General features: G+C 61.9%; 6 protein-coding genes. 1 reads left to right on the top strand and 5 read right to left on the bottom strand.

What is annotated here, in order from left to right; all coding sequences use genetic code 11:
• Positions 1-65: 65 nt before the first annotated feature.
• From ACW9I6_RS29865 to ACW9I6_RS29885, 5 genes are all read right to left on the bottom strand, one after another.
• Positions 66-1,226: a gamma-butyrobetaine dioxygenase gene (locus tag ACW9I6_RS29865; RefSeq protein WP_008430627.1), complete on the bottom strand. Its 1,161-nt coding sequence runs from the start codon at positions 1,224-1,226 to the stop codon at positions 66-68.
• A 9-nt stretch (positions 1,227-1,235) separates the two neighbouring features.
• Positions 1,236-1,712: a thioesterase family protein gene (locus ACW9I6_RS29870; protein ID WP_008430629.1), complete on the bottom strand. Its 477-nt coding sequence runs from the start codon at positions 1,710-1,712 to the stop codon at positions 1,236-1,238.
• A gap of 118 nt (positions 1,713-1,830) precedes the next feature.
• A complete protein-coding gene (locus ACW9I6_RS29875; protein ID WP_457340150.1) occupies positions 1,831-2,796 on the bottom strand; it encodes an L-carnitine dehydrogenase in 966 nt (321 codons plus the stop codon).
• 177 nt (positions 2,797-2,973) lie between these two features.
• Positions 2,974-3,861 carry a BKACE family enzyme gene (locus tag ACW9I6_RS29880; protein ID WP_003216924.1) on the bottom strand — a complete coding sequence of 296 codons (888 nt, stop codon included), beginning with the start codon at positions 3,859-3,861 and terminating at the stop codon, positions 2,974-2,976.
• An 87-nt stretch (positions 3,862-3,948) separates the two neighbouring features.
• Complete coding sequence (locus ACW9I6_RS29885; RefSeq protein ID WP_003216926.1) at positions 3,949-4,893, bottom strand: choline ABC transporter substrate-binding protein; 945 nt, start codon at positions 4,891-4,893, stop codon at positions 3,949-3,951.
• 193 nt (positions 4,894-5,086) lie between these two features.
• Here ACW9I6_RS29885 and ACW9I6_RS29890 point away from each other — a divergent pair, with 193 nt between their 5' ends.
• Positions 5,087-6,031: a GlxA family transcriptional regulator gene (locus ACW9I6_RS29890; RefSeq protein WP_177048686.1), complete on the top strand. Its 945-nt coding sequence runs from the start codon at positions 5,087-5,089 to the stop codon at positions 6,029-6,031.
• Positions 6,032-6,108: the final 77 nt, after the last annotated feature.

The raw sequence follows: 6,108 nt of genomic DNA on the forward strand, positions 1-6,108 counted from the left end.
GCGTTTTTTCAGGAGAACTCGGTCAACTGTGGGAGCGGGCTTGCTCGCGAAGGGCGCGCCTCGGTCTACCGCTGCAACACCAATATCCGCGACAACAACTCATCGCGGTCGATATAGCAGCCCTGGAAATGCCGCGCGCCGGACGCCGGATCAAACGCATTGCGCGCATGCAGGGTCCGGCGATTATCAAAGCACCACAGCTCGCCCGGATTCAGACGTTTGACCAGTCGAAAACGCTCCTCCCGGGTCATCGCAATAAACCGGCGATAGGCGCGATAGAGCAACGGCATCTGCTCTGCAGGCGCCTCAAACGGCCCGCGCAGAAAGTTGGCCATGCGAATCTCGGCGACTTCACCCAAGGCATCCAGAGCGATGATCGGCGCCAGCCGGCGATAGTCGCTGTGACGGTCCTTGTTGCGAAACTCCACCGGGATCTCGCACAACGCGCGAAAGGCTTCCGGATCTTCGTCCCGCAGCGCCCGCGCAATCGCAAAACCATCGACAAAAATACTCTCGCCCCCGTCGGCGTCGTTCACCAGGCAATGCAAGAACTGCAGCCCGGGTTGCAGCTCCCGCGTCGGCAAATCACTGTGCAGCGGCAGGTTGAATGCCGTGTAGGCGTTGCTGTCGGCATCGGCCTTGGACTGCACGTTGAACAGCACGCCGAAGTTGCTCTCGCGGATGAACGAAATGCGCTTGGCGATCAGCGCCAGCGAGCCAGGTTCGGTGGGCACACCGCGCACTTGGGTGAGGCCGCTGTCACGCAGGGCCAGCAGCCATTGCAGCAGGGCTTTCGGGTCTTCCATCAGCGCTGCGTAGTCGAATACGGGCAGCTCGAACGTACGGTCCCACAGCAGGGATTTCGGTTTGGCAGCCCGGCGTTCGGCGCGGGACTCATCGTCGTAGGCGTGCGCCCGCAACCATCCGGGATCGTATTGGCTGCGATGCCCGCCGCTCCATTCCACTGTCAGCAGACCCTGGTCGATACGCGCACTGAGGGCCGTGAGGTGTTCGTCCACATCGACGATTTCCAGCACCTGTTCACGGGTCACGCTGTAGACGCAAACAGGGCACGGGCAGTTGTCCCGCAGCCACTGGTGATGAAACGGGCTGACCCGCCCATCGGCCCATCGCACACTGAGGTGATCGCCGTGCACCTGCACATCGGCCAGGTCACTGATCAGTGGGTAAGTACGGAAGTCGGCAACAGCGGCGGCGGTTTGCATGGCGATTCCTTATTTTTGGGGTGGCAGTCCAATCACGCGGCCGAGCAGGGCGGGCTTCGGCAGGTCGGTTTGTTCGGCGCTGATGCTGGCAAGCTTGCCCAGCACCGCTTCACTGAATGGCGCCGAGTGCGGCCCGGCGAGGTCGACGTGGAGCAGCATCTGTTCGTTGCCCGCCAGCTCCTTTTCGTCGCCCACCAGGTGCAGGCTGTGATAGAGGTGCAGGCGCTTGCGGTCGTGGGCGATGAGTTGGGTGTGTACCTCGACGGCGGCGCCCAGTTTCACTTCGTGCAGGTAGTTGAGGTGCAACTCCAGGGTGAACAGCGAGTGGCCGCTGGCTTCGCGGTTTTCGCTGTCCAGGCCCAGGGTGTCCATCAGCGCATCGGTGGCGTAGCTGAAAATCAGCAGGTAGAACGCATCGCGCAGGTGGCCGTTGTAGTCGACCCACTCGGGGAGGATTTTGGTGGTGTAGGTGGTGAGTGCGGGCATGTCATGAATTCCGGGTATGTACTCGGTCAAATGTGGGAGCTGGCTTGCCTGCGATGGCGGCGGTGAATCCAACATCGCTATCGCAGGCAAGCCAGCTCCCACAGAAAATCAACAGCGGTTATTCGGCGAAGGTCATACCGTGTTTTTCCTTGGTGGTCTTCACCGCCTCCAGCACCGCCAGCAGGCAATCATCACGATAGCGCTCCAGCGCCGAAATGCTGTGTTTGCCCAACTGATCGCTGGTGCCGTCCACCACGTCGTCAATCAATTTGTCGGTCAATTCCGGCGCCGGCAGATAGGTCCACGGCAGCTGCAAGGCCGGGCCGAACTGCGCCATGAAGTGCCGCATCCCGGCATCACCGCCCGCCAGCGTATAGGTCAGGAACGTGCCCATGAACGACCAGCGTAAACCGGCGCCAAAGCGAATCGCATCATCGATCTCGCCGGTGGTTGCCACACCATCGTTCACCAGGTGCAACGCCTCACGCCACAGGGCTTCCAGCAGACGGTCAGCGATAAAACCGGGCACTTCCTTACGCACATGCAAAGGGCGCATGCCGAGGGATTCGTACACCTTGATTGCTGCCTGAATCGCTTCCGGCGCAGTGTTTTTGCCGCCTACCACTTCCACCAGTGGCAACAGGTAAACCGGGTTGAACGGATGCCCCACCACGCAACGTTCCGGGTGCGTGGAGCTTTCATAAAACTCGCTCGGCAACAACCCCGAAGTACTCGAACCAATCAACGCGTTCGGCTTGGCCGCCGCGCTGATTTTGCTGTGTAACTCCAGCTTCAATTCCAGGCGTTCCGGGGCGCTTTCCTGGATGAAGTCGGCGTCTTTCACGCACTCTTCAATGGTGGGCACAAAGCGCAGGCGATCTTGTGAAGCACCCGGTGCCAGGCCTTGTTTTTCCAGGGCGGCCCAAGCATTCGCGACACGTTTGCGCAGGGCCGCTTCGGCACCGGGCGCAGGGTCCCAGGCCACCACGTCCAGGCCGTGGGCCAGGGCGCGGGATACCCAGCCGCTGCCGATAACACCGCTGCCCAGCGCGGCGAAGGTTTTGATTTCAGTGATAAAGCTCATGGCAAATTCCTAAAGAGTTCGGTGATTCTGTGTGAGAGCCAAGATCAAAATGTGGGAGCGGGCTTGCTCGCGAAAGCGGTCTGTCAGTTGATGCATTCGGTGGCTGATCCACCGCATTCGCGAGCAAGCCCGCTCCCACATTTGATTCGGTTCCTGCAGGGCGTCGTGCAGTGTGTCTTAGCCGCGCTTGGTCAGGCCCATCTTCACGCGGCCTTCGGCCGGGGTCATGACCCGCGCACCCAGGCGGCTGAGGATCTCGCTGGCGCGTTCCACCAACTGGCCGTTGGTCGCCAGCACGCCCTTGTCCAGCCACAGGTTGTCTTCCAGGCCGACTCGCACATTGCCGCCCAGCAGCACCGCTTGCGCCGCCATCGGCATCTGCATGCGACCAATCCCGAAGCCGGCCCACACCGCGTCAGCCGGCAGGTTGTCGACCATGGCTTTCATGGTGGTGGTGTCGGCCGGCGCGCCCCACGGGATGCCCAGGCACAGCTGGAACAACGGGTTGTCGAGCAAGCCTTCCTTGATCATCTGCTTGGCGAACCACAGGTGACCGGTGTCGAAAATCTCCAGCTCGGCTTTAACGCCCAGCTCTTGAATACGTTTGGCGCCAGCCCGCAGCTGGGCCGGGGTGGAGACGTAAATGGTGTCGCCGTCGCCAAAGTTCAGGGTGCCGCAGTCCAGGGTGCAGATTTCCGGCAGCAGCTCTTCCACGTGGGCCAGGCGGGTCAGCGGGCCCACCAGGTCGGTGTTGGGCCCGAATTCCATGGGGTTCTCGCCGCCACCGATTTCCAGGTCGCCACCCATGCCGGCGGTGAGGTTGACGATGATGTCGACGTCCGCCTCGCGGATGCGCTCCATCACTTCGCGGTACAGCGCCACGTCGCGGCTGAACTTGCCGGTCTCGGGGTCACGTACGTGGCAATGCACCACGGTGGCACCGGCCTTGGCTGCTTCCACCGCCGCGGCAGCGATTTGTTTGGGAGTGACCGGCACGTGAGGGCTTCTGGCGGTCGTGTCGCCAGCACCGGTGAGTGCGCAGGTGATGATGACGTCGTGGTTCATGAGGCAGGTTCCTTACAGGCGTGATTTTCAGGCGTAGTCATACCGTTCGCAGCCGGGAGCGGCTGCGAAACGGTGATTCAAGACAGGTTATTTGCTGGTCAATTGCAGGTTGGCTGCGGCGGGTTTGCCGTCGAAGGTGGTCACGCCTTCCAGCCAGCGCTGCTGGTCTTGCGGGTGATCCTTGAGCCATTGCCTGGCCGACTCGAAAGCGTCCTTGTGATCCAGCAGCGGCTGCATCATTCGGCTCTCGTCGGCAGCGGTGAAGGTCAGGTTGCTGAGCAACTTGTGCACGTTGGGGCATTGCTCGGCGTAGGTCGGCGAGGTGACGGACCACACGGTGGCCATGCCTTCGTTCGGGCCCAGCGCGTCATCACTGCCGGTGAGGTAAGTCATCGCCACGTTGACGTTCATCGGGTGCGGCGCCCAGCCGAAGAACACCACGGCCTCCTTGCGGCGCACGGCGCGGTCGACGGCGGCGAGCATGCCGGCCTCGCTGGATTCCACCAGTTGGAACTTGCCGAGACCGAACTGATTCTTGGCGATCATCGCCTTGATCTGGGTGTTGGCGCCCGAGCCTGGTTCAATGCCGTAGATCTTGCCGCCCAGTTCTTTTTCAAACCTGGCGATGTCAGCGAAGGTCTTCAGGCCCTTGTCGGCCAGGTAAGTCGGCACCGCCAGGGTCGCGCGGGCGTCTTCCAGGGACGGCTTGTCGAGCACCTTGACCTGCTTGGCGTCGACAAACGGGGTGATGGTCTGGGTCATCAGCGGGTTCCAGTAGCCCAGGAACATGTCCAGGCGCTGGTCGCGAATCCCGGCAAAGATGATTTGCTGGGACGCGCTGGTCTGTTTGGTCTTGTAGCCGAGGCCGTCGAGCAACACTTGAGTCATGGCACTGGTGGCGATTACGTCGGTCCAGTTCACCACGCCCATGCGCACGTTCTGGCAAGAAGCCGCATCGGCTGCCATGACGTTGGTGCTCAAAATGGCGCTGGCGCTGAGTGCGAGCACGCAGCGGCTGATCAGTCGGTTCATGGTGGTTCCCTCGGCAGGTTGTTATTGTGGGTTCCGGCGTCTTTGTGCACCGTGCAGCCAAGTTACGCAGCTTGGTCCCCGACAAAACGCACGGCGGCGACCAGCTCTTGCACTGCAGCGACCTGCCCCCTTGAATGACCGATTGAACTGGCGTATCACAGTGACCACGCTGTCCGTCCTACGAGAGCGCTCCATGTCCCAGGATTTCTACTTTCTGCTGATGCCGGGCTTCTCCGCCATCGGCTTTATCTCCGCGATCGAACCTTTACGTGTCGCCAATCGTTTTCGCGGCGAGCTGTACCGCTGGCACGTCTTGAGCGCCGACGGCGGCGCGGTGCTGGCGAGCAATGGCATGTCGGTCAACGCCGACGCCGCGCTGGAGCCGCTGAAGAAAGGCTCGACCTTACTGGTGGTGGCCGGCTTCGAACCGCTGAAGTTCGCCACGCCCGCACTGGAACACTGGCTGCGTCGCCTTGATCACGACGGCGTGACCCTCGGCGCCATCGACACTGGCGCCTGCGTACTCGCCGAAGCCGGCCTGCTCGACGGCCACCGCCTGACCCTGCACTGGGAAGCCATCGACGCCTTCAAGGAATCTTATCCACAGCTGACGGTAACCCAGGAGCTGTTCGAGATCGACCGCCGGCGCATCACCTCGGCGGGCGGCACCGCCTCCATAGACCTGATGCTCGACCTGATCAGCCAGGCCCACGGGCCCGAGTTGGCGATCCAGGTGTCCGAGCAATTCGTGCTCGGCCGCATCCGCCCGCGCAAAGACCACCAACGCATGCAGATCGCCACGCGCTACGGCATCAACAACAAGAAGTTGGTGCAGGTGATTGGGGAGATGGAACAGCACACGGAACCGCCGTTGAGCACACTGGCGCTGGCGGAGACGATCAAGGTCACGCGACGGCAGTTGGAGCGCTTGTTTCGGCTGCACCTGAACGACACACCGAGCAACTTCTACCTGGGTTTGCGCCTGGAAAAGGCTCGGCAGTTGTTGCGCCAGAGCGACCTGAGCGTGCTGGAGGTGAGCATCGCCTGCGGCTTTGAGTCGCCGTCGTATTTCACCCGCAGCTACCGGGCAAGGTTTGCCAAGTGCCCAAGGGAAGATCGGCGCCGGGAAGCGGTATGAACACTGCTTTTGAGAACAGCGAAGATTAAATGTGGGAGCGGGCTTGCTCGCGAATGCGGTGGATCAGTCGGTACATG

The organism is Pseudomonas sp. SDO5522_S412 (assembly GCF_054071215.1).